This window comes from Acinetobacter sp. YH12252, from assembly GCF_013417365.1.
GTDB lineage: Bacteria > Pseudomonadota > Gammaproteobacteria > Pseudomonadales > Moraxellaceae > Acinetobacter > Acinetobacter towneri.
In genome coordinates, this window is sequence record NZ_VPEA01000006.1 from 107847 (window position 1) to 131849 (window position 24003).

Annotated in this window: 20 protein-coding genes; 13 read left to right on the plus strand and 7 right to left on the minus strand. The window is 43.3% G+C overall.

Annotated elements, in window-relative coordinates:
• Positions 1-3 precede the first annotated feature (3 nt).
• Entirely contained in the window at positions 4-1032 is a 1029-nt protein-coding gene (locus tag FTV28_RS07960; RefSeq protein WP_179990024.1) for a hypothetical protein, read from the plus strand.
• A 22-nt stretch (positions 1033-1054) separates the two neighbouring features.
• Positions 1055-1621 (plus strand): LemA family protein, encoded by a 567-nt coding sequence (locus FTV28_RS07965; RefSeq protein ID WP_104852521.1) that lies wholly within the window; start codon positions 1055-1057, stop codon positions 1619-1621.
• Positions 1622-1701: 80 nt separating this feature from the next.
• Here FTV28_RS07965 and FTV28_RS07970 read toward each other — a convergent pair whose 3' ends face one another.
• Positions 1702-2652 (minus strand): sensor domain-containing diguanylate cyclase, encoded by a 951-nt coding sequence (locus FTV28_RS07970; RefSeq protein ID WP_179990026.1) that lies wholly within the window; start codon positions 2650-2652, stop codon positions 1702-1704.
• A gap of 622 nt (positions 2653-3274) precedes the next feature.
• On the opposite strand from FTV28_RS07970, the gene FTV28_RS13575 reads away from it, so the two are divergent.
• The 6 genes from FTV28_RS13575 to secF all read left to right on the plus strand — a co-directional run bounded on the left by FTV28_RS13575 (position 3275) and on the right by secF (position 9504).
• Complete coding sequence (locus FTV28_RS13575; protein WP_180008994.1) at positions 3275-3583, plus strand: hypothetical protein; 309 nt, start codon at positions 3275-3277, stop codon at positions 3581-3583.
• 74 nt (positions 3584-3657) lie between these two features.
• Complete coding sequence (locus FTV28_RS07980) at positions 3658-4716, plus strand: RNA-guided endonuclease TnpB family protein (protein WP_167846297.1); 1059 nt, start codon at positions 3658-3660, stop codon at positions 4714-4716.
• A gap of 291 nt (positions 4717-5007) precedes the next feature.
• Entirely contained in the window at positions 5008-6138 is a 1131-nt protein-coding gene (gene tgt, locus FTV28_RS07985; RefSeq protein WP_004974942.1) for a tRNA guanosine(34) transglycosylase Tgt, read from the plus strand.
• 103 nt (positions 6139-6241) lie between these two features.
• Positions 6242-6571: a preprotein translocase subunit YajC gene (yajC, locus tag FTV28_RS07990; protein ID WP_004974939.1), complete on the plus strand. Its 330-nt coding sequence runs from the start codon at positions 6242-6244 to the stop codon at positions 6569-6571.
• Between the two features lie 51 nt (positions 6572-6622).
• Positions 6623-8518, plus strand: a complete 1896-nt coding sequence (gene secD, locus FTV28_RS07995; RefSeq protein WP_104852524.1) for a protein translocase subunit SecD — start codon at positions 6623-6625, stop codon at positions 8516-8518.
• A gap of 8 nt (positions 8519-8526) precedes the next feature.
• Positions 8527-9504 carry a protein translocase subunit SecF gene (gene secF, locus FTV28_RS08000; protein ID WP_171062595.1) on the plus strand — a complete coding sequence of 326 codons (978 nt, stop codon included), beginning with the start codon at positions 8527-8529 and terminating at the stop codon, positions 9502-9504.
• A 90-nt stretch (positions 9505-9594) separates the two neighbouring features.
• Here the strand turns inward: secF and FTV28_RS08010 are convergent, their stop codons facing one another.
• From FTV28_RS08010 to cysM, 5 genes are all read right to left on the minus strand, one after another.
• Positions 9595-10248 carry a 4'-phosphopantetheinyl transferase superfamily protein gene (locus FTV28_RS08010; RefSeq protein ID WP_096902676.1) on the minus strand — a complete coding sequence of 218 codons (654 nt, stop codon included), beginning with the start codon at positions 10246-10248 and terminating at the stop codon, positions 9595-9597.
• 75 nt (positions 10249-10323) lie between these two features.
• On the minus strand, positions 10324-12630 hold the full coding sequence (locus tag FTV28_RS08015; RefSeq protein ID WP_179990028.1) for a bifunctional (p)ppGpp synthetase/guanosine-3',5'-bis(diphosphate) 3'-pyrophosphohydrolase: 2307 nt from the start codon (positions 12628-12630) through the stop codon (positions 10324-10326).
• A gap of 29 nt (positions 12631-12659) precedes the next feature.
• Complete coding sequence (gene rlmD / locus FTV28_RS08020) at positions 12660-14051, minus strand: 23S rRNA (uracil(1939)-C(5))-methyltransferase RlmD (protein ID WP_179990030.1); 1392 nt, start codon at positions 14049-14051, stop codon at positions 12660-12662.
• A gap of 6 nt (positions 14052-14057) precedes the next feature.
• On the minus strand, positions 14058-14933 hold the full coding sequence (locus tag FTV28_RS08025) for a 3'-5' exonuclease (RefSeq protein ID WP_004974933.1): 876 nt from the start codon (positions 14931-14933) through the stop codon (positions 14058-14060).
• A gap of 35 nt (positions 14934-14968) precedes the next feature.
• The gene (gene cysM, locus FTV28_RS08030; RefSeq protein WP_179990032.1) at positions 14969-15901 is read right to left on the minus strand and encodes a cysteine synthase CysM; all 933 of its coding nucleotides are present in this window, start codon (positions 15899-15901) and stop codon (positions 14969-14971) included.
• A 302-nt stretch (positions 15902-16203) separates the two neighbouring features.
• On the opposite strand from cysM, the gene FTV28_RS08035 reads away from it, so the two are divergent.
• The 5 genes from FTV28_RS08035 (at position 16204) to rsfS (ending at position 22275) form a co-directional block, all read left to right on the plus strand.
• Positions 16204-19020, plus strand: coding sequence for an ATP-binding protein (locus tag FTV28_RS08035; protein ID WP_179990034.1), 2817 nt, complete (start codon positions 16204-16206; stop codon positions 19018-19020).
• Positions 19021-19215: 195 nt separating this feature from the next.
• A complete protein-coding gene (locus FTV28_RS08040; RefSeq protein ID WP_004974929.1) occupies positions 19216-20001 on the plus strand; it encodes a crotonase/enoyl-CoA hydratase family protein in 786 nt (261 codons plus the stop codon).
• Between the two features lie 90 nt (positions 20002-20091).
• Entirely contained in the window at positions 20092-20958 is an 867-nt protein-coding gene (locus tag FTV28_RS08045) for an NAD(P)-dependent oxidoreductase (protein WP_131260560.1), read from the plus strand.
• Between the two features lie 45 nt (positions 20959-21003).
• The gene (locus tag FTV28_RS08050) at positions 21004-21798 is read left to right on the plus strand and encodes a hydroxypyruvate isomerase family protein (RefSeq protein WP_096901402.1); all 795 of its coding nucleotides are present in this window, start codon (positions 21004-21006) and stop codon (positions 21796-21798) included.
• A gap of 75 nt (positions 21799-21873) precedes the next feature.
• The gene (gene rsfS / locus FTV28_RS08055) at positions 21874-22275 is read left to right on the plus strand and encodes a ribosome silencing factor (RefSeq protein ID WP_004974926.1); all 402 of its coding nucleotides are present in this window, start codon (positions 21874-21876) and stop codon (positions 22273-22275) included.
• Between the two features lie 281 nt (positions 22276-22556).
• Here the strand turns inward: rsfS and FTV28_RS08060 are convergent, their stop codons facing one another.
• Positions 22557-24002 carry an NAD(P)(+) transhydrogenase (Re/Si-specific) subunit beta gene (locus FTV28_RS08060; protein WP_004974925.1) on the minus strand — a complete coding sequence of 482 codons (1446 nt, stop codon included), beginning with the start codon at positions 24000-24002 and terminating at the stop codon, positions 22557-22559.
• Between the last annotated feature and the right edge of the window lies 1 nt (position 24003).

The window sequence follows — 24003 nt, forward strand, 5'->3', positions numbered from 1 at the left end:
GCCATGCCGCTCGATACCGTGCAACACTCCATTCATATTCGACGCAAGAAGAATCAACGGGTATTTCGTAATATCGCGCGGTTATGGGATATTGGAAAAAAAGCACAAAGCCATCAAGATATTTTGGATGGCTTGCACCCTTGGCAAGATGACATCACCCTCAAGTTTGAAAATGTTTTGCCTGTTTTGCTTGGCATTATAGGTGTGTTGTTCTGTTTATTGCTCTTGATTCAACCGAGTAATATTTGGCTGCAATTCTGCTTGCTGATTGGGTTAGGCTGTATCTTCTGGGCATTTATTACCTATGAACAAGACGACCCCATTGAAGAAGTCATCACTTTTTTAGAACAAGAAAGCATTGCACAGCGCTATCAACTAGCATGGCAGCAACCACCGCAACATCTTGCCCAAACCCTACAACCCGTTTATTTGATTGCTCATTTAAAAAGTCTGTTTCCCTTGTTTAATTTGGGGAATCTGTCCAATGAAATTCGCCGTTACGCCAGTACTGTTTGGCAAGATCAACAAGGCAAGCAACATCAGGTTTTGGTCTTTGAATATCGCTATGTCAGTGAAACCCGCATTAAAGATCAAAATGGCAATGACTATAAAGTGCGTGAAGTGGTGCGGCATTTATCGGGCGTATTTGTCTTTGATGTGCAGCTACAAGGTTTAGCCGTTACCTCAAATAATAAAACTTTTGGTGCGCCTTATCATGTGCCGTGGCATACCAGTGACATTCGCCTGAATCAAAAACTCAACTTTTTTGGCAGTGATGCAATTCAACTGGCGCGTACGCTCAGCCCTGCAATGGTGTTAAAACTGGATGATTTTTTTCAGCATCAGCAAGGTGATTTGTTATTTCACCCTGAGCGGAACACGCTCTGTTTTTTAGGTAATCGCAACTTGTTTGAAATTTCCAGTAAAGCAAAAAATATTCAAGATATTTCCGCATTGCGTGGACACTTACGCACTTTTAAATTACCTTATTTAGAACAATTACAGACAGATTTGATTGATTTTCTGGACTAAGAAAATCGTCTTGGGGCAAAACATGGGTATCGCAATTTTTCTTTTGGTTGTCATCGTCTTGGTGATGCTGGGCATCATGATTCGTAACAACATCATACGCCACCACAACGCCACCATCCGCGCTTGGGCAGATGTGACCAGTTTTGAACGACAGAAATTAAAAACGCTCGAAGAACTTGCACCAGTGGTCGAACAATATGCAGGCATGGAAAAAGGCACTTTAGAAAAAGTGACTGAACTACGCCAAAATATTATGAACCTGAACATCAACAATGCCGATGTGAGTCAGTTACAACGTGTTGAAGCCTTGAGCAAAGAATTGATGCGCAGCTTAAATGTGGTGGTCGAAAATTACCCTGAACTCAAAGCCGACCAACTGTATTTAAAAATGATGCATGAAATTGATGAGCAGAACGAAAATGTCGGTGCTGCGATTACTATTTATAACCGCAATGTCGAGTTATTTAATAACTATATTCAGGTCTTTCCTAACAACATGATTAACACTGCAACCACAGCGAAAAAACCTGTGCGCGCCTTTCGGGACAACAGTGCAGCACAAAGTTTTGATTATCGTCCAAACTTTTAAGCCATTTAATTCTAAGCCGCTCCTTTGAAATTATTTATAAAAACAGCAAGCACGAAGCTTGCTGTTTTTTCAGATTTCGACTAAACACAAGACTGTGTCAGATACTGCACCTGATTACGTCCTTTGTTTTTTGCCAAATACAACAATTCATCGGCTGAATGCAGAAAATCGACCACATTGTGATACTGCTGATTTTGGTGATAGCTATTTACACCAATACTCACAGTAACTTGGGTCGTCTCCCCTGTCTTGGTATGTGGAATTTCCAGCGCATATACTGCCTGTCTAAAGTTTTCAGCAAGTTGTACAGCATCTGCCAATGGTGTTTCAGGCAACAGCACCACAAACTCTTCACCACCAAAGCGAGCCACAAAGTCAGATGCACGAGCAAAGTGTTGTTTAAGCAACTGCGCCACACTAATCAAACAATGATCACCCTGTAAATGTCCATAATTGTCGTTATAAGGCTTGAAATGGTCGATGTCGATAAACAAGAGAGACAATGCATGTTGATGACGCACAGCACGTTTAAATTTGTTTTCTATACGCTCACTGAGCGCCTTTCGATTGGCAACCAAGGTCAGCGGGTCTTGTAAGCTCAAAGCCAGATTTTTGCGACTCAACGCTTCGAGTTCCAACTCCATTTGTTTACGCGCAGAAATATCAAACATAAACCCAATAATCGCCACAGTTTCGTTATTTTCACGAATCACATGCACCACATCACGAATCCAGACATAATCTCCTGTAGCGGTTAAGGCACGATAATCCGCTTCGTGGTCTGTGCCTTGATCGGACAGACTCACACACATATTCACGGTCTTGTCCCGATCTTCAGGATGCATCCGATCAATCCAATCTTGTGCAGTTTTCCAGCTGTCTTGCGTCCAACCCAGTAAAGACTCAATTTGTGGGCCAATATAGCTAAAAGCTTTGGTTTTCCAGTTAATCTGCCACGGAATTGCATTCGTGGTTTCCAAAAGTGTTTTATAGAATTGGTCTTCTTTTAGTGCACTGTTTAATTCACTCATAGCCCACCTCTATGAATTGATTTTAATTACAATTTAACAACTTAAGTGAGCTTTGACTACAATTTGTTTTGTCTTATTGACATTTTTCTCAGCTTTGACACAATCATGAGGTTGAGCAAAATATAAACAACAATTGCTCAAAACATAAATCCCAAAATAAAAAGTAAGCCGATAAAATGTTAGAACATATTCAGAACCTGAAAAACCCCTCATTCAAGAGTTTTTCCAACTCTATGAGCAATATGAACAAGACCAAATTTATGCCTGTGTACTGGTCTTTAATGAATATCTTGGGGTCGATTATTTAGCTGTTTCAAGCCAACGCAGCCTGTTTAATGAACAGGAAGATGAAGCACAATATTTATCTGAAGTAAATAAATGGAATATAGAAAAATGGCGTTATCGCACTCAAGCCAACAATTCTAGCGGTCTGCATCAATTTAAAAATATTTTTGCAGATTATTTTAAACAGCGACATATCTATGGCAATCCTCTGCTGAATTCCAATGACACGCTGCAATACAACCATCTTGAACTTTTACTGGATATATTTCAGCAGGCTAAACAATCTTTATCGGGCGCTTATGGCTTAGATTTAAGCCAAATTCTGTTTTTTATTCATGTGCCCAAACAGGTCGATGTAGAAATCCACTCAGCGCAATTTCTAAACACTCCAAGTGCTTTGCTCGATGAATTCCTGCACAACAAAGCGCCTCAAACCACGATGGAACAATCCACCGCACAACCCAAGCTCAAACTACAACAAGTGGATAAAGACTTGCTGATTGATCTGGCACAACTTTTAGAAGTGGAACCGTATGATTATTTGAGCATTGCACATGAAGCCTATTTGCTCACATTAGAACCGAGTTTTATCACTTGGAGCGTAAAACCTCGTGGTTCAGCACGAGGATATAAGCGACTGGCGTAAGCCATACGACATGGAATGTCGTATTAAATATCTTTGTTGTTCATTACTTAAAATATTATTGTTAAAATAAGCACATGAAAACACTTAAACTCCGCATAAAAGACAAACACGCAAAGGTGCTGATTAAATTAGCATCTGAGGTGAACTTTGTTTGGAATTATGTGAATGATTTAAGTTTTAAGCACCTAAAAAGAAAAGGTGAGTTTCTATCTGCATTTGATATTGCTCAATACACCAAAGGCGCATCTAAAGAGTGTGGTTTGCACAGCCAAACCATACAGGCTGTCACCGAAGAATTAATCACACGCAGAAAGCAGTTTAAGAAAGCCAAACTCAAATGGCGTGTTAGCAACAAGAAGTCAGCAAGAAAATCACTTGGATGGATACCGTTTAAGAAAGTAGCGATCAAATACGCTGATGGATATGTTCAATATGGTAAACATCAATTCAAACTATGGGATAGCTATGGATTAAGCAAATATGCTGTTAGAACTGGTTCATTTGTTGAGGACAGCCGTGGGCGTTGGTACGTGTGCCTTGTGGTCGATTCATCGAATCAAGAAAAACCAACAGCAACCAAAGCCATAGGTATTGATCTAGGTTTAAAAGATATTGCAACCTGTTCTGATGGTACGGTTATTTCAAACCCCAAGTTCTATCGCCAATACGAAAAGAAATTAGGTATTGCTCAACGAGCAAGGAATAAAAAACGTGTACGTGCATTACACGCCAAGATTGCAAATTGCCGTAAAGACCATTTGCATAAGGCAAGTACATTACTTGTTAAAAATAATGCACTCATAATTGTAGGTGACTTAAGTGCCAAAAAGCTTGTAAAAACTAAAATGGCAAAGTCTGTTTTAGATACAGGGTTTTCAGCACTAAAAACAATGCTCAAGTATAAATGCGAGAACGCAGGGGTAATGTTTGAAGAAGTCAATGAAGCCTATACCACCCAAATCTGTTCGTGCTGCGGTGAGATCACCTCAAGTAGTCCGAGAGGTAGGACAGGTCTTGGAATAAGAGAATGGTCATGTGAGTGTGGTGTCACTCACGATAGGGACTTAAATAGTGCCATGAACATTCTTGCGCTTGGGCATAAGCGTCTAGCTGTAGGAATCACCTCCGTTTAAGGGAGGTGAGGATGTCAATGACAGTAATTTATATATTCAGCGTTTAATTCAGCACGTTGCTGCAATGGACAATCATGAACAAGGTGAAATTGCCTTACATAAAGAAATTACCCAACGTATTCAGCAATTTTACGCCATGTAAGCACAATGGATTTGAACAAAATATTTACTCGCAATTTTTACCAAGGAAAACGTATCTCAACTGGCAATTCCGTGCAGAATCTAGGAAAATATTGCACTTTTAGCATGAACAATCAGCGAACTGTTTTTTCGCCTTGATTTGGAACATATATGAAGTTTGAGAAATTAGGTCAGTCGGGGCGCGCCCGTCGTGGTCGTTTAACACTTGCTCATGGTGTGGTAGAAACCCCTGTGTTTATGCCTGTGGGGACGTATGGCACAGTCAAAGGCATGCTGCCACGCGATATTGAAGAAATTCAGGCACAGGTTATTTTAGGCAATACCTTTCATTTATATTTGCGTCCAGGGCTAGAAGTGATTCAGCAACACGGCGGTCTACATGAATTCATCAAATGGGATAAGCCTATTTTGACTGACTCTGGTGGCTTTCAGGTGTTTAGCTTAGGCGCAATGCGTAAAATTAAAGAAGAAGGTGTGACCTTCCGTTCGCCTATTGATGGCTCAAAGGTTTTTCTTTCGCCAGAAATCTCGATGGAAATTCAAAAAACCTTGAACTCTGACATCGTGATGATTTTTGACGAATGTACGCCTTATCCTGCAACACATGAAGAAGCGCAAAAATCTTTGCAATTGTCTTTACGCTGGGCAAAACGCTGTAAAACCCATCACCATGATGAACTACAAAACAGCAACGCGCTGTTCGGGATTATTCAAGGCGGTATGTACGAAGATTTACGTGTTGAATCTTTAAACGGCTTACTTGAAATTGGTTTTGATGGTTATGCCATTGGCGGTCTTTCGGTGGGTGAACCGAAAGAAGAAATGATCAAAGTCCTGGATTATTTGCCAGCTAAAATGCCAGAAGATAAACCACGTTATTTGATGGGCGTCGGCAAGCCAGAAGATATTGTGGAAGCAATTCGTCGTGGCGTCGATATGTTCGACTGCGTGATGCCAACCCGTAATGCGCGCAATGGTCATTACTTTGTAACCGATGGCTTGGTGCGTATTCGTAACAGTAAGTATCGTCATGACCAAAGCCCGCTCGATCCGCATTGTGATTGCTATACTTGCAAGAACTTTACCCGCGCTTATTTGTTTCATTTAGAAAAATGTGGCGAAATGTTGGGGTCAATGTTGGGCACTATTCATAACTTACGTTATTACCAACGCTTTACCCAAGATATTCGCAATGCCTTAGATAACGGCACTTTCGATGAATTTGTACAGGACTTTTATGCCCGTCGTGGCCTAGAAGTACCGCCTTGTCCTGAAGATTAGTCTTTTCAGTATTTGCGCTGAGTAAAAAGACAAGGTAAATTGCAGAACAAACCCAATTTATTATCAGATCACTGATCGCCAGTTTTTAGTTTAGGAAAATGAAATGAGCCTTTTTATTTCGACCGCTCACGCAGCAGGTGAAGCTGCACAACAACCAAGCCTTGTGGCTAACCTTTTAATGATTGCAGTCTTCATTGCAATTTTCTACTTCCTGATTTGGCGTCCACAATCAAAGCGTGCCAAAGAGCATCGTACACTGATTGAAAGCTTGGGCGTAGGCAGTGAAGTGGTATTCGCAGGTGGTCTTATGGGTAAAATCACGAAAATTGAAGGTGATTTTGCAGTGGTAGAGCTGAACCGTGGTGTAGAAGTAAAAGTACAACGCGCGAGTGTCATTTCAGTTCTTCCTGAAGGCACATTAAACAACCTCTAATCAAAAAGAGTCGTGCTCACGCACGACTTTTTCATTTTAAGAAGAAAATAAATGCGTTACCCAGCATGGAAATATCTGCTCATCCTCGTTGTTCTTGTGGTGAGTACATTATATGCCCTGCCTAGCTTGTATCCAGATGAACCTGCTGTTCAAATTTCAGGTGCCAAAGCTGGTACCCAAATTGATCAAAGCATCATACAAAAAGCAGAGCAAATTTTACAATCAGAAAATATTGCCAGTCATGACAACAGCTTTACCAACAATGCTGCATTGTTGCGTTTAGACACCTCAGAAGCCCAACTCAAAGCCAAAGAAGCTTTACGTCGCGGTTTAGGTGATGACTATGTCGTGGCACTGAACCTTGCGCCAACCACACCAGAATGGCTACAAAAAATTGGTGCAAAACCAATGAAACTCGGTCTGGACTTACGTGGTGGTGTGCACTTCTTATTAGAAGTGGATATGGACAAGGCCATCAGCCAGCGTATGGAAACTTCAGCCACCGATTTACGCCGTCAATTGCGTGACAACAAGCTGAAATTTAATAGCCTTTCGCTGAATAACAACACCATCACCCTACAGTTTGCCAATAATGCAGACCGTGATGCAGTGATGGATTTCTTGCGTCGTAACGGCAATGAATACACACAGCAAGCTGTAGCCACCACAGAAGGCTCTAGCTTACGTCTGAACTATACCGATGTCCGTAAACAGGAAATTCAGTCGTATGCGGTCAATCAGAACTTAACTACTTTACGTAACCGTATTAACGAGTTAGGTGTGGCTGAAGCTTTGGTACAAACTCAAGGTAGCAACCGTATTGTAGTGGAATTGCCAGGCGTACAAGATACGGCTGAAGCGAAGCGTGTACTCGGTCGTACTGCGAACCTCGAATTCCGTTTGGTGTCTGACTTAAATGATCAATATATTGATCCGTACACAGGTCAGACTACAGGTACAGTACCACCTGGCACAGAAGCGTTTGCCTTTGAATCTTTGGACAGTGGTCGTCAGTTATTATTGAACCGCAGCCGTATTTTAACGGGTGAACGCGTTCAAAATGCGTCAAGTGGCTTTAGCCAAGATACAGGCGGTGCAGAAGTTAACATTACCCTAGATGCTGCGGGTGGTAAGCTCATGGCAGATGCGACGCGTAATGCTGTGGGTAAACGTATGGCGGTATTGTTTATTGAAAACAAACAACGTATTAGCTATGTGACCGATGAAACTGGCACACAAACTGAAGTACGCACCCCATATACCGAATCGGTCGTCATTAATGCTGCAACCATTCAGGCGGTATTGGGTTCGCAGTTCCGTATTACAGGTCTAGATTCCCCACAAGAAGCCTCTGAATTGGCCTTAATGCTTCGTGCAGGTGCCTTGGCAGCGCCAATGTACTTTGTTGAAGAACGTGTGATTGGTCCAAGCTTGGGTCAAGAAAACATTGATAAAGGCGTATTGTCGACTCAGATTGGCTTCATTTTGGTTGCAATCTGGATGGTGGTGTTCTTCCGTCTGTTTGGTCTGATTGCCAACTTCGCTTTAGTGTTTAACTTAGCCATGATTTTAACCGTCATGTCTTGGATTGGTGCATCACTCACCTTGCCGGGTATTGCGGGTATTGTCATCACCATTGGTATGGCGGTAGATGCCAACGTCTTGATTTGTGAGCGAATACGAGAGGAAATTAAGTGGGGCGCCTCGCCCAAACAAGCCATTGTGGCGGGTTATGACCGAGCGTATAACACTATTTTCGACTCGAACTTAACCACATTCTTGGTGGCATTCATTCTGTTTGCGATTGGTACAGGTCCAATCAAAGGCTTTGCTGTGACGCTCATGATTGGTATTGTCTGCTCGATGTTTACTGCAATTACAGTGACCCGTGCAATTGTACAAATCATCTACGGCAAAAAACGTAACTTGAAAAAGTTGAGCATTTAAGGAGATCACTGATGACTGAGAATACTCAACTGCCTTCAAAAAAATATGGCCGCCCTGATGATGAGCGCGTGATTCCGTTTATGAAGATTGCTTTGCCTGCGGCATTGCTTTCTATTCTATTAACGGTTGCCAGTATCTTCTTCATTGCCACCAAAGGTTTAAACTTAGGTTTGGACTTTACTGGGGGTATTGCTGCAGAACTCAACTATAGCAATCCAGTAAAAGCCACCGATGTTTCTAACGCATTGGTCAAAGCAGGCTTTAACGACCCTGTGGTACAAACGCTTGGTTCAGACCGCGACCTAATGGTACGTATGCCTGTGCAAGAAGATGTTGAAGCAGAAGACTTAACCAAAGCAATTACTGCTGCGGTACAACTACCAAATAACACGGCAACTGTGCCAAAGGTAGATGTGGTTGGTGGTCAAGTCGGTAATGAGCTATATGTCCGTTCTGCGGGCGCTGTCGCTTTAGCGCTATTATTGATGCTGGTTTACGTCACCATTCGCTTTGAATTCAAACTGGCAATGGGTGCGGTACTGTCATTGTTCCACGATATTATTGTGACACTGGGTATTTTTGCCATGATGCAATGGCCATTTGACCTGACTGTATTGGCAGCGTTATTGGCGATTATTGGCTTCTCACTCAACGATAACATTGTTGTATCTGACCGTATTCGTGAAAACTTCCGTAAAATCCGTGGTGCAACACCACTTGAAGTGGTAAACATTGCGCTGACAGAAACTTTACGTCGTACCATTCACACCTCTATGACCCTATTATTGGTTGTAGTCGCGATGATGCTCATGGGTGGTGATGGTCTGAAATGGTTCTCGATTGCGATGTTTGTGGGTGTCTTTGTCGGAACATATTCATCTATTTACATTGGTACAGCCTTTGCCTTATGGCGCGGTTTGAACCGTCAGGACTTCATTGTTCAAGTCAAACCTGAATTTGAAGGTGAAGAGCAAGAAATTCCTTAATGCATTTCTGCTGACACCAACATTCAAGCCTATCTTCGGATAGGCTTTTTTGTGCCTTAGCATTGCGATATTTACGCTGACGTTGCGATGTTAATGCTGAATAATATGAATCTGTGGAAACTGAAAGCCTACGCAAGATGGCGCTGCTCGCCATGCTACGGTCAACATACAATCTGATAAACGAAAGTTTTGATAGGCAAAATGCCCAATCTGTGGATGATGACAAATGCCGCCCTGTGCATTGGGATGCATACGAGTATCCAACTCATTCAGGCTTAAACGAATCCCTAAACCTGATGCTTTCAGCACTGCTTCTTTAGTTGTCCAGACACGAAACCAATAATCAGCGTCGTGTTCCAAATCTTGCCAGTATTGGAGTTCATTGGGATGAAACGCATGTTGTGCCAAGGCATCGAAACGCACCTTACGGTCTAAGTCCTCGACATCTACGCCAACATCGAGCAATTCAAAACTGCTTACCAAAGCATAATGCTGACGGCTATGACTATGGTTAAACTGCAATTGAGGGAATGCTGTCAAAAATGGCTTGCCATGTGGGTTACGCTCAATATCGCTGTTTTGAATATCGTGTTCTAAGTATCCAGAAAGCAATTGATTCCGATGCCGATAAATCGCCTGTTTTTGCTGTTGAATCTGTTCACTGCGTACAGCACTTGGATCGGGACTAAAAATCTGCTGAATGCGGCTAACATTCACACAAATTTTTTTAGGTGTTTTATTCATCTGCCCTTCTCCATTTTGGCTGAAATACGATAGAAAAAAACCAGCAAACATGCTGGTTTTTTAAAGCGTGCTCGCTTAGCTGCCTTGCACCAAACGACGTGCGCTGATAATCCCTGGTTGCTGCTCTAAACGTGCCAACAAACGAGAAAGTTGCGCCAAGCCTTTAACCTCAATTAACAATTTCATATTGGCGATACCATCACTTTCAGAAATAGTATTCACCTGACGAATGTTAATTTGATCGGCAAAAATCACTTGGGTTAAGTCTTTGAGCAAACCACGGCGGTCATAGGCTTCCACCACAATTTGCACGCTTTGACCACGGGTTGGCTGCATTTCCCAATCGGCTTCTACCGCACGTTCAGGTTCGTTGCCAATCATACGCACATAGTCCGAACACGCCACTTTGTGAATACTCACACCACGGTTCAGGGTAATATACCCCGCAATCGCTTCACCATGCACAGGCTGACAGCATTGTGCGATATGCAGTTCAACGTTATCCAAACCATCAATCAAAATGCCATGTGCCGATAAGGTATGGCTGGCACGTGGGTTCAAGGTTGGCTTCAACACCAGTTCAGGTTCATCCTGATCTAAGTGCATGTGACGATTGACCTGATTAATTAAGGCATGCAGGCTAATATCACCATTCACCAAACCAATCAGAATGTCTTCACCTGTTTTGACGTTAAAGTGATTGCAATAATCATTTAAATCAATACTTTTTGGATGAATCGCCAAACGTGACAATTCTTTATTGAGCACTTCACGCCCAACTTCCAGATTTTTACTGCGGTCTTGCTGTCTAAACCAATGACGCAGCTTATCGCGCGCACGTGCTGTCTTAATATAACCTAAAGAATTCACCAACCAATCACGGTTCGGTTCACGGTCTTTTTTGGTCAAAATCTCGACCTGCTCGCCTGTTTTTAAAGTATAGGTGAGCGGCACATAGCGCTGATTGACCCGTGCGGCATAGCATTTATTGCCGACTTCGGTATGCACATGATAAGCAAAGTCCAGCACCGTTGAGCCACGTGGCAATTCTTTAATATCACCATCACGGCTGAACACATAAATTTTCTCAAAATCTTCAAACTCTTGGATTTGTTCAAAGTTTGCAGAATCATCATCTTCTTTATGTGCGCTGGCATCGTTACGTTCCTGATAATGCTCCAAAACAGAACGCAAAGAATGTAAACGATGATTAAACGAATGGTCTGTGGCTTTAGAACCTTCTTTATAATTAAAGTGTGAACATACCCCAAGCTCGGCTTCTTCGTGCATATCTAGGGTACGAATTTGCACTTCAAGCGACTTGTTTTCTGCAATTACGGCAGTATGCAATGAGCGATAACCATTGGCTTTTGGATTGGTAATGTAATCATCAAACTGGTGCGGAATATGCCGCCACAATTGATGTACGATGCCCAAAGAGTGGTAACACTCTGGAATGGTTTTCACCAAAACACGTACAGCACGAATGTCATAGAGCTGATCGAAGCTGAGGTTTTTACTCTTCATTTTTCGATAAATCGAATAAATGTGTTTCACCCGCCCGCTAATTTCGGCATGAATACCATTATTGCCCAGCTCTGTACGCAATTGCTCAATTACGTTTTGAATGTAGTTTTCACGCTCCAAACGCTTTTCATTCAGTAAAGTCGCAATTTCTTTATAACGGTCTGGCGCCAAATAACGGAAGGCTAAATCTTCGAGTTCCCATTTCAGTTGGGCAATCCCTAAACGGTGTGCCAATGGCGAGTAAATGGTTAAAATTTCTCGCGCCACACGCTCCTGACGTTCTTTGGAAGCGGTTGCCAACTCACGTAATGAATAGGTACGTTCTGCCAGTTTAATTAGCACCACGCGCACATCTTCCGTCATGGAAATCAGCATTTTATAAATGCCTGTTAAATGTTCACGCTGGTTATTATTAAAATGGTCTTCTAAACGCTTATTTTTCTCAATCAGTTCAGACAACTTACCCATCGACAAGGTGCCTTTGATCAAGCCATAAACTGCTTCACCAAATTCTTCACGCACTTCATCTAACTGCATGACATTTTCACGCACGCTACGATAGAGCATGGCTGCAGACAAAGTGTCTTCATCGACATGCAAGTGCGCTAAAATATTCGCCATCTCAATACCTGTATATAAGGTATGCGATGGATGACTGACGTCTGTTTCCAGCTCTTTTTTCAGGGTGTAATTGGCAACGCGTTCTAATTGTTCAAGTGCCGCCCCATCGTAAATCCCGCGTACTCGGTCTAGCCATTCTGCTAAATCCTGTCGGGCTTGCTCGGCATGTTCTACAGTCGTTTCCTCAGACAGTTCATTTAAACGTCCAGGAAGTTGTTCACGTACTGTGACCATACCCTTCTCCTACCTCTATGTACTTCATATTATAAATCGTTTATTTGCTTTTCTTTCTCAAACAAGGCAATGGATTCGACATGCCCCGTATGCGGAAACATATCCATCACGCCTGCTTTTTTCAATTGATAGCCCTGCTTGACCAATACACCTGCATCCCTTGCGAGTGTGGCTGGATTACAAGACACATAAACGATTCTATCTGCGCCAAATTTGGGCACATAATACATCACTTCCTCTGCGCCTGAACGCGGAGGGTCAATTAATAATGCCTCAAATCCTTGATTTGCCCAAGAATGATGCGAAAAATCTTTTGTTAAATCTTGTGAATAAAACTTAACATTGTCTAAATCATTACGTTGTGCATTCTCTGCACCACGCTGCACCATTTGCTCTGAACCCTCTACAGCAACCACCTTTCCTGTTGCACCTACACAACGTGCAAGCGGCAATGAAAAGTTGCCTAATCCACAAAACAGATCAAGCACCCGATCACCTGATTTTAAGTTAAGCAAATCACATGCCAGCTTAACCATTTGTGGATTAATTGTAGAATTGACTTGGGTAAAGTCTTGGGGATGAAAGCCAAAACTCACATCAAAATCATCTAAACGATAATGCAAACGCATTGCTGCATGCGGATCATCAACCCGATGCAAACTGTCTGGACCTTCAGGCTGCAAATACAATTGCCAGTGTTTCTGTAACGCAAACTGCTGTAACTGGTTGATATCGGCTGCAGATAGTTGTTCTGTATGCCGCACCACCAAAGCAATCTCTTGATCTCCCATCGCCAATTCTATATGACCAATATGGGCCTTGCCTGTTAGACTTTGGAGTAGCTGCTTGATTCGTGTTAACGAACCAAATGCCTGATCCAACACCATACAGCGGTCAATTGAGGTCAGTTTATTGCTATTGCGCTCACGAAAACCGACCACCAATTTGTCTTGACTGGCAATATAACGCACCCCAACACGGGCTTTGCGGCGATAATCTTCACGCTGTGAACGCAAAGGCGCTAACCATTCTTCAGGCTGAATTTGCGCAAAATGTTGCAGATGCGACTGCAACACCTGTTGTTTGAGATGAATCTGCTCATCCAACTGAATATGCTGCATGCTACAACCACCGCAACGCTGATAATGTGGACATTGTGGCGTAACCCGTAATGTCGAAGGCTCACCCAGCACTTCTAGACACTCGGCTTCTTCTAAGCGTTTGTTACTATGCGTAATTTTGGCGCGTACTGTTTCACCAGGCAATGCGCCCTCTATAAAAACTGTTTTCCCCTGCTTCTCGGCTGGATGACCCGACTGAGCTGTGTAGTGTGCAATCCCGCGCCCTTCATGTGACAACGATTCCACCTGAAAGCAATATTCAGCCTGCTGCGTGGTACGGTTTTTACTGCGATGTTTCATATCAGTCTAAATATCGGAAGATGGGGAAGATTGAAAAGGCATCACGGATTCATTTGAAGGCGTGGTGACACTTTGTTCAGGAAAATCTGTACGGGTAAATTCAGTTTGCTGCGAACTGTGCTGCCACACGCTTAAAAAGTCTGCATGCTGCGGCTGAGTATGCAAATATTGAATGGTATGCTGTACCCATAAAGTATGCTCTTCAAGCAGCAATTGCCCTTTGAGCAGCAGCCAACGCAAATAAATCAACCAAGTATTTAAGACATCGCCTTCACAATAACGCGTCAGCCTTGACCATTCGCCGCTTTGCATAAATGCAGGAACATGATAGCCCGCATCTACACGTTTACCCGGAAAACCTAGCAAATACGCAATGTCATCCAACTTTTGAAAATGACGACCATTAAACATTGCCATCACATCCATTAAATCGACATGACGCTGATGGTAACGGTTTTGATAATTGTTATAGCGCTTTTGCTGATCAATCTCGCCCTGATCAAATAAACTTGGTGCAGAGAGCCCGTGATACATGGCGCGGAATAAAATCACTGGCAAGTCAAACTGCGAACCGTTCCAACTGACCAAAGTCGGATGACGCTTATCAAAAATAGACAAAAACTTTTTCAGCATTGTCGCTTCGCTGTCGTGTTCACGGCTAAAGGAAAACAGCTTCATGCCGTGTTCATCAATCCACAAGCCTGAAATACACACAATTTCATGCAAAGGCAAACGCTGAAAATCGGTGCCCGCCTCTTGGCGACGCAACTTCATTAACGCTTGTTCAAGCTCTGCTTCGGGTAAATCAAGTTGATATAAATGCGCGCCTGACTTCAAATCGGTAACGGTTTCTATATCGAAAATCAGCACAGGTAAACGCATAAAATCTTACTCAATGGGTGATAGAAAAATGAATATCACGATTCAGCATCTTGAACAGAGAATAAACCTGTCGACAAATAACGATCACCACGGTCACAGATAATACAAACGACGACTGCTTCTGGGTTTTCTTCGGCAATTTTTAAAGCTGCCCATACCGCGCCGCCCGATGATGTGCCTGCGCTGATGCCTTCTTTTTGCGCCAATTTGCGCATGGTTTTTTCTGCTTCAATTTGCGGAATATCAATAATGCGGTCAACACGGCTGCGGTCAAAAATGGTTGGTAAATATGCTTCAGGCCAACGGCGAATCCCCGCAATGCTTGAACCATCTGATGGTTGTAAACCAATAATTTGAATCTCTGGGTTTTGTTCTTTTAAGTATTTAGACACACCCATAATGGTGCCTGTTGTGCCCATAGAGCTGACAAAGTGGGTAATTTTACCGCCCGTTTGCTGCCAAATTTCAGGCCCTGTTGTCAGGTAATGTGCTTCAACATTATCTGGATTCCCAAATTGGTTCAGCACCAAGCCTTTGCCTTCTCTCTGCATTTGCAAAGCCAAATCGCGTGCGCCTTCCATGCCTTGTGCTTTGGTCACTTCAATCAATTCTGCACCATAGGCACGCATGGCATCTTTACGTTCTTGGCTCATATTATCAGGCATGATCAGCTGCATTTTATAGCCACGCATAGCTGCAACCATCGCCAAAGCAATACCGGTATTGCCACTGGTTGCCTCAATTAAAGTATCGCCCGGTTGAATTTCACCGCGTTTTTCTGCCTGCATAATCATGTTGTAGGCAGGACGATCTTTAACAGAACCCGCAGGGTTATTGCCTTCCAGTTTTGCCAAAACCGTTGCCTGCGTATGACTTGCCAAACGCTGTAAACGCACCAATGGGGTTTTGCCCACATAATGATCTAACAAAAATTCATCACTTTGGAAATCTGATTGGGTATCAAGCATGGTCTGCACCAATATCAAGGTGGGCTTATTGTATGAAAATTTGCATCTTCCTGCACGTTTTTCACAGGCTTTTTATCAAAACAGCAATACTCTGCCGACAATTTATGCATCACTCACTGCCTACACAATTCTAGGCAAGATGAACACAATTTCAGATTGTCTTTTGCGGGATGGATGCAAAAAAATGCACACCGATTGATTGCGAGATGCAGCTGAACCACTCGCACCAAACAGATGAAAACACAGTCAGCAGAAATAAAGCATGCTAAACTGCCAAACATAGGGATTAAACTGCGTTAACCATGTCAAATATCAATAAAAAGTTATTTAAGCGCTTACATTTAAATCATGCTTATGGACAGCTGATTGCACTTATTTTTGTGCCAATTATGGTTTTGGCATGCGTCGGCACGATGCTAGTTTTATCTGAAACCTCGAATGCCGCAAAAGCACAGCAGCGACAAATGGCAATTGCGATTTTGACCCGTTTTGAGTTGCCATCTGAAGCAGCTTTGCATCAACTGGCTAGCTTTCCGTGGAAGTACGAAGAAGCACGTACTTTTATGCAAAACATGATGAACGAAAAGCACTTGATTCGTACTGCACTGATTGATGCTTCTGGTACACGCCGTTTAAGCATGGGCTTTCAAGACCAAGCCGAATGGCCCAAATTCCCTAAAAATGCCGATTTTTTTGGCCCAATTCTGTATAAAAATAATCATGTGTATGGCATGCAAATTCAGCAAGACATCAACCGTCCTGCATGGTTGCTGATTGAACTGGACAATCAGCCATTACAAATTGCCCGTTATCGGGTCATGATTGTATTAATTGCCACAGGCTTGCTGACCCTGTTGTTGTTATTGCTGTGTCTGAATTTCTATTCACGACGCTGGATTGCACCCATGTATGAAATTCGCATGCAGCTACAACGCCTGAATGCCGATACGCTCGATCAACACATGGTCATTAACAGTACTGGCGAATTACGCTTACTGCAGCGGGATATTGCCAATGTGGTAAAACGCCTGCATTTCAGCTTTTTAGAACTCAAAGAACATACCGAACAAACCGAAGATGACTTGCGCCGCACCCTCGATACTTTGGAAGTGCAAAACATCACTTATCGTCAGGCACGTGACCAAGCGATTTCTGCCAACCAGTCTAAATCGGTATTTTTAGCCAACATCAGTCACGAACTCAGAACACCATTGAACAGTATTGATGGCTTTATTCACCTGTTATTGCGTCAGGAAAATCTTAGCAATGAACAGAATTTATATTTACAGACCATTCGTAAATCATCGGCGCATCTTTTAGCACTCATTAATGACGTATTGGATTTTTCTAAAATTGATGCAGGCAAACTGGAACTGGATACCGCACCCTTTGATTTAGAAGAAGCCATTTTTGATGTAATGGATATGCTCTCGCCTTTGGCTGCGCAAAAACACATCAACATGGCCTTTTATTTTGCCGATAACGTGCCGCAATATGTGCTGGGCGATGCTTTACGTTTCAAGCAAATTTTAACCAATTTAATTTCCAATGCGATTAAATTCACCCCCGATGGTGAAATTATTGTACGGGCGCGGGTAGAACATGACGATATTGGACAATGCTTAATTCACTTTAGCGTCCAAGACAGTGGCATTGGTTTAAGCGGCACAGACCGTAAAAAATTGTTTGAGTCTTTCTCTCAAGGTGATACTTCGGTCACGCGTCAATTTGGTGGTACAGGTTTAGGTTTGGCCATTTCCAAACAGTTGGTGCATTTGATGCAAGGTCAAATTGGCTTTGAAGACAATCAGGAACGTGCCCCAACCGAAAAAGGCTCGACCTTCTGGTTTACTGCCATGTTTGCGGTAGATGAAGCGCATGCACAGCAGCATCCAAACTTTAAAGAGATTCAGGTGGTGTCGTATTTGGCGCACCCTGCCACAGCGAATGTCTTGCGTCATTATCTTGAAAATTATGCGGTGCGACATATTGAAGCCGCTTCAATTTTAGATTTATTTAGCCGCTTAAAAGATGTATCCGACCTGCAAGACAATACTTGGTTGATTGTTGATCATAGCGGCGACACCGAAGCTTTATTAAAAGAAATCCGTACCCGTTATCAAGGTAACTTGGCGGTGTATGGCTATCAAATGGCGCTAGACCCAAGTCTGTTAAATGAATATCGTGCGCGGGCTTTGTATCAACCACTCAGTCGTTCCGCCTTAATTGACTTACTTAACAATGAAAACAGTTTTGATGAACAGGATTCTGCATCATTTGATGGTAAAGGCCTGCACATTTTAGCGGTGGATGACCATCTACCAAACCTGATTGTACTCGAAGCCTTGTTAGGCGAACTGAATGTGACCACCACCAAAGCGCAAAGCGGTCAGGAAGCGCTGGGAATTTTGCAGCAACGTATCGAACAGGGACAGCAACCATTTGACCTGATCTTTATGGATATTCAAATGCCTGTGATGTCGGGGGTAGATACCACCCGTGCGATTCGTTCTTTAGAGTCAACTTTGGAAAATCACAAACGCTTGCCTATTATTGCCCTCACAGCGCATGCACTTGCCGATGAAAAGCAGAAATTGCTCAAAGTCGGTATGGATGACTATGTCACCAAACCAATTCAGATTGAACAAATCATCCAGATTTTAACCCATTGGACGACGCAAAGTTTTAATAAACTACCTGCTGTTGATAAAGCCATTGTGATAGAAGCGCTAGATCCACAGGTGTTGGATTGGCAACAAAGCCTGATGCTGGCAGCCAACAAAGAAGACCTTGCAGTGGATTTACTGAAAATGCTGGTGGATAGCTTTGCCACAGAATTACATGAAATTGAACAGCTGATTGAACTGGAAGATTTCCCGCAACTCGAGCATGTGTTGCATCGTCTGTATGGTGCAACCCGCTATGTTGGTACACCAAACCTACAAGAAGTAACAGGTTCATTTGAACAGTTTGTTTCGACCTTGCGTAAAGAACGTCGCAAAGCCGATGATCTATTTGTGCAAGAGGTCTTAAACCGTTATCAGGAATTACAAACCTGTATACAGCAAGTTGAACATGCGGCAGAACACATTTTTACCAAACACAATGCGGTAAGTTAGCCAACATCTAAGTGACATTCACCGCGAACGCCTCAACGAGAAGATACAGTTTGTAAGCACGACTCACCCAGCACTATTCACAAAAAAAGTCACGTAATCAAAGGCAAGGTCGCAAGGCTTTGCCGTGACTCTGCTGTCATTTATCGCACTGCTGCCCATGTTATGCTTTGCCCAGTAAAAACAAGAGCTCACATCATGACCTTACTTCGTATCGAAAAAAATAATGGCATCGCCACAGTTTCCCTGAACCGCCCAGACAAACGCAATGCCATGAGTTTTGCCCTACTCAAAGAATTGGTGCGGACTGCCGAAAAACTTAAAAAAGACCGCAGCTTACGTTGTGTAATTTTAACAGGCGAAGCAAAGGTATTTAGTGCAGGCATTGACTTGGCCGACCTCAACAATCCACAAAACCGTGCATTTGCGGCTTGGGAATTAATTAAGCCAGGGCAAAGCCTGTTTCAAAAAGCATTTCTCGTTTGGCAACAATTGCCTGTACCTGTAATTGCTGCAATTGAAGGGTATTGTTTTGGCGCAGGGATGCAATTGGCTTTGGCTGCAGATATTCGTATCGCGCATCCTGACACGCAAATGTCGATTATGGAAAGCCGTTGGGGCTTAGTGCCTGATATGGGGCTAAGCCGTTCATTAAAAGGTTTAATTGGTTTAGACCTTGCCAAAGAACTGACCTTAACTGCACGTATTTTTGATGCCAACTATGCCAAAGAAATTGGTTTGGTCACGCATTTAGATGCAACCCCCTTACAAAAAGCACAAGCCCTTGCTGAAGAAATTGCACAACGCTCCCCAGATGCATTGGCTGCAGCCAAACAAGTGCTGGATGCTATGGAACATGCGCCAAATAAATCTTTACGTTTAGAAAAAATTTGGCAATTAAAATTATTGCTGGGTAAAAATAGCCAACTGGCACGTAAAAAGGACAAGAACCCTGAAGTGACCTTTGCACCGCGTCAGTTTTGATTCAGTTCAAACACAACAGACTTTGACCAAAGGCTAAATTGACATTTCAAGCCAGACTTGTACTGTAGGCAAAAATGGAGAATCAGCGCTATGCATTTTGATCGTGACACAAAAATCGCTTTTTTAGGTATGGGACTTATGGGGACGCGCATGGCAACCCGCTTAGTTCAGGCAGGTTTTGAGGTCGCGGTGTGGAATCGTAGCCCTGCGGCTTGCGAATCTGTGCTCAGTCTGGGGGCAAAACCGCTGCAATTGAGCGAGATCGGACAATATCCAGTGATCTTGAGTTGCCTTGCCGATGATAATGCCGTCCAAGCTGTATTAGATCAAATTGAGCCTTTTTTGACTGCTCAACAAGTCATTGTCGATTTTTCCAGTTTGTCTGTAGATCAAACCCAAAAGCTAGCGCAGCAAGCCAACCTCAAACAGGTCACATGGATTGACTCACCTGTATCGGGAGGCACTGCGGGAGCCGAACAAGGTAGTTTGGTGATTTTTGCAGGGGGTGATGCAAACACCATCGAAAAATTAAGCCCGATTTATGATGTGCTGTCACAACGTGTGACCCGTATGGGCGAAACAGGCACAGGACAAGCCACTAAAATCTGCAACCAACTGATTGTTGCTGCCAACAGCACCCTAATTGCCGAAGCTGTTGCCTTAGCAGGACAGGCAGGCGTAGACACCCGTTTACTTGCACCTGCTTTGGCGGGTGGTTTTGCCGACTCGAAACCGTTTCAGATTTTAACTCCACGTATGGCAACTCACAGTTTTGAGCCTGTGCAATGGAAAGTCCAAACCCTGTCTAAAGATTTAAACAATGCCTTACAACTGGCAGCGCAATTTCAGTTACAGATTCCTGTGGCAGAAAAAGCCCTTTCACAACTGCAAGCCCATCAAGCCAAGGGTTTTGCAGAAGCAGATTTAGCCACCATTATTCATCAGGTCGAAGCTTAATCGGCTTGATTCCTGATCCAACCTTTGCCTGCAAGGAGCACCTGCATGTCTAAACTGGCGGTTAATCTGTCGATGATTTTTACCGAAGTGCCTTTAATTGAACGCTTTGCCCTTGCACGCGAACATGGTTTTCAGCATGTTGAAATTCAATTTCCCTATGAGCTGAGTATTGAGCAGATTCAAACCCAACTCACACTCCACCAACTCAGCCTGTGTTTAATCAATGTCCCTGCGGGTGACCTCATGCAAGGCGGCAATGGTTTGGCGGGCGTACCCGGAAAAGAGATTGAATTTCATCATGCCTTAGAGTTAGCCATCCGCTATGCCACGGCATTAAATGTCCCTAGCGTCAATATTTTGGCAGGCAAACAACCTGTCGATGCCGATTTACTGCCTTGCTTAAACACACTGGCAGAAAACCTAAAACTGGCCTGCTCGATGCTCACTCAACATCATATTCAGCCTGTCTTTGAAATGATTAATGGCACCGACATGCCACGCTTTTTAGTACAAAATATTGCGCAAGCTCAAGAGATGCTAGAAGCAGTCAAACATCCTGCTCTTAAAATGCAATACGACTGTTATCACATGGCGATGATGGGTGAAGATGTGCTGAGCGCATTGCAAGAAAACATTCAGGATATTGGTCATATCCAGTTTGCCGACAATCCAGGACGCCATGAACCCGATTCAGGCGAGCTAGACTATACTACTATTTTCAAATGGTTACAGCACAGTGCTTATTCAGGCTATATCGCTGCAGAATACCGCCCAAGTCTGGCGTCAAATCAATCATTTGCATGGAAAGACAAATACTTTCCCTCAAATCAAAGTGGTTAAAATTAAACCGATTTGAAATTTCAGGCTAAAACAGCTATATTAGACGATGAATAATTTTAGGAAATTATACACCCCATGAATTTAGAACCATCGCCCGGCGCTTCTAATTCTCACGATCTTGCAATGAATACCCAAAAGCATGACGTACAAACTTGTCTTAAAGTTGTACATGAAGCTCTCCTTGATGTAAAAGCCAAAGAAATTGTTGAACTTGATGTCAGCAGCATCAGCAATGTTTCAGATGCCATTGTGATTGCTAGCGGTACATCAACTCGCCACGTAAAATCTCTTGCCGACAATGTTGCCGAAGAAGCGCGCAAAGCAGGCTTCCGCCCAATTGGTATTGAAGGTGAACGTGATGCAGAATGGATCTTGGTCGATCTTGGTATGGTAGTGGTTCACATAATGCTACCAACAGCACGTAAATTCTACGACCTAGAAAGCTTATGGCGCACTACGCCTGAGTCTGTTGCTTAATACAACAGCTCACTTGAGCAGCCTTAAAGATACACAATAAGCGACTTTCAAATAAGTCGCTTTTTTAATGCAGATCTTTTGAAGCTCATATCCCTAATCATTTTTATATCGCATTAATCTACCCACCAAATATTGGTTTATATCATCCCCTACCCAATACATTGCTTCAAACCAATCCTATAAAACTCGCCCAAACTCAATCTGCCTGATCTCAATTAACCACTTTACATCAGCCATAAAAAAAACCGCCCGAAGGCGGTTTCATATCTGGAAACAGTGTCTTAGTGACCTGTACCGTTGATTGATTTAGTCATATCTTCCACAACTTTCTTGGCATCACCAAAGATCATCATGGTCTTGTCGTTATAGAACAAGTCGTTGTCTAGACCCGCATAACCTGTTGCCATTGAGCGCTTGATGACCATAATGGTACGTGCTTTATGCGCTTCAAGAATTGGCATGCCGTAAATTGGCGAGTTTGGATCGTCTTTTGCCGCAGGGTTAACTACGTCATTTGCACCAATCACCAACACCACATCTGTTGCAGGGAAATCTGAGTTGATTTCGTCCATTTCTAAGATGTCTTCATACGGTACGTCTGCTTCTGCAAGTAATACGTTCATGTGACCCGGCATACGACCTGCCACTGGGTGAATCGCAAAACGAACAGTTACACCTTGCTCTTTTAACAAGTTGGCCAATTCTTTGACCGCATTCTGTGCACGACCTTGCGCCATACCATAGCCCGGTACAATTACTACGCTGTCTGCATTTGACATCAAGAAGCCAGCATCATCAGCAGAACCTGAACGGTAGTTACGTTGCACTTGCGCACCCGCTGCTGCCGTTGGTGCTGCTGCACCGCCCATCGCACCACCAAACAATACGTTGATGATTGAACGGTTCATGGCTTTACACATGATGTAAGAGAGAATCGCACCTGAAGAACCGACCAATGAGCCTGCAACAATCAGCATGTTGTTTTCAAGTGTGAAACCAATACCTGCTGCCGCCCAACCTGAGAACGAGTTCAACAATGACACCACAACTGGCATGTCACCACCACCCACTGGTGCAATCCATACCCACCCGAATGCCAATGCTAAACCTGTCATTGCCCAGAATGAAGTCATGTTGCCGCTCAGGAAGAAGTGAATCCCAAAACCGAGCATGGCAAGGAAAATTAACGCCTGAACAGGTTTTACCCATGCACCCGAAATAGTTTTTGCCCATTTCTTCGCCGCCAATTTACCGTATGCAAAAACAGATGCAGTAAAGGTAATCGCCCCCACGAAACAGCCCACAAACAATTCAAATAAATGAACTTTGCTCATTTCATGGAAAGTAATGCCATTTGCAGCCAACAAGTCTGGACCAAGTTCGATTAACTTGTTGTTATGAATAATCGCAGCAATCGCAATTAAAACTGCAGCCAAACCGACTAAAGAGTGCATTAACGCTACAGTTTCAGGCATTTGAGTCATTGGCACCGTACGTGCGCGGGCAATACCCACCACCGCACCTGCTGCCATAGCTGCCAGAATCATCCACACAACTGGATTGTCTGCCACAAAGAATGTAGTCAAGACTGCAATCGCCATTGCGATCATGCCGTAACGGTTGCCCGCAATCGCAGTTTTAGGCCCAGACAAACCACGTAAAGTTAAGATAAAGAGCACAGCCCCGATTAAATAGAACCAGTCTGCATATTCACGAATAAATTCCATG